Raw genomic sequence first — 1,225 nt, 5'->3', positions numbered from 1 at the left:
CGCCCCGCTGGGCCGCTCGGCACCGGTCCGGCTGGAGATTCCGCGGATCGGGCTCGACACCGGCGTGGAGCGCAGCGGGACCACCGCGGCCGGGGCACTCGCCGCGCCCCCGGACTTCGAGCGCCCGTCGTGGTTCGAGCCGGGCGCCAGTCCCGGGGAGGCGGGGGCGGCGGTGATCCTCGGACACGTCGACTCGACCGGCGGACCCGCCGTCTTCTTCCGGCTCGCCGAGCTCGCCGCGGGCGACGAGATCCGGCTGACCAGGGCCGACGGCAGCACCGTCCGGTTCGTCGTCGACCGCACCGAGTCGGTGGACAAGACGCAGTTCCCGACCGAGCGCGTGTTCGCCGACGACGGCACGGCCCGCCTGCGCCTCATCACCTGCGGCGGCGCGTTCGACCCGGCCCAGCGCCGCTACCTGTCCAATGTCATCGTCTCCGCGACCCTGGTCGCCACCACCTGACCCCGGTGACACCACCCGAGCGGAATAGCCATCAGGGTCCGGTCCTGGCTGGGCCTCGGTGCGCAGGTCGGCCCCAGACGCGCAACCCGATCCAAGGTCCGCAGCCCGAGCCCAGGTCGGCACAACACGACCCCAGGACCGCAGCCCAACCCCAGGTGCCCGACCCGGCCCAGGCGCACAACCCGGTGCAGCGCCTACTCGGTGACGATGCGGACCGCGTACGGCATGATCCCGTCCTCACGGACCGGCGAGATCTTCACGACGTCACCGGATTCGGGAGCCTCGATCATTTTCCCGTTGCCCAGGTAGAGCGCGACGTGCGCGCTGCCGCCCGGCCCCCAGAACAGCATGTCGCCGCGTTCGCGGTCCTCCACGTCGACGCGGGTGCCCGCGTTGTATTGGTAGCCGCTGTAGTGCGGCAGCGAGACGCCGATCCCGGCGAAGGCGTAGAGCATCAGGCCCGAGCAGTCGAAGCCGACCTTGTTGTAGTCGCCGTGCGCGTCGGCGGTGCCGCCGTCGCGGATGCCCAGGGTCGGCCCGTCCTCGTCCCCGCCGCCCCAGGCGTAGGTGACCCCGAGTTGCGACATCGCCCGGTCGATCACCGTCTCGATCGCGGCCGATCCGGTGACCTGCGGTTTCGTCGGTTTCGGCTGGGTCTTGCGCGGCGAGGCGGGCGTGGACTCCAGCTCAGTGTGGGGGCGCTGGCCCTCGCCGAGGCGGGCGGCGCGGTCGCGGGCGGCCTGATCGGCGGCCGCGCGCTGG

At 72.9% G+C, this 1,225-nt stretch carries 2 protein-coding genes; one reads left to right on the top strand and one right to left on the bottom strand.

The features are described 5' to 3' along the window. Positions 1-463 (top strand): class F sortase (locus V8688_RS31960; protein WP_342802383.1); only part of this gene is annotated, 463 nt, incomplete at its 5' end. Between the two features lie 194 nt (positions 464-657). Here the strand turns inward: V8688_RS31960 and V8688_RS31955 are convergent. Continuing rightward, the coding region (locus tag V8688_RS31955; RefSeq protein ID WP_342802382.1) for an NlpC/P60 family protein at positions 658-1,225 on the bottom strand (568 nt) is incomplete at its 5' end.

Source organism: Nocardia sp. No.11, from assembly GCF_038752175.1.
Taxonomy (GTDB): domain Bacteria; phylum Actinomycetota; class Actinomycetes; order Mycobacteriales; family Mycobacteriaceae; genus Nocardia; species Nocardia canadensis.
The sequence above is the reverse complement of the archived record's forward strand: the minus strand, read 5'-3'. Positions and strand labels throughout refer to the sequence as shown.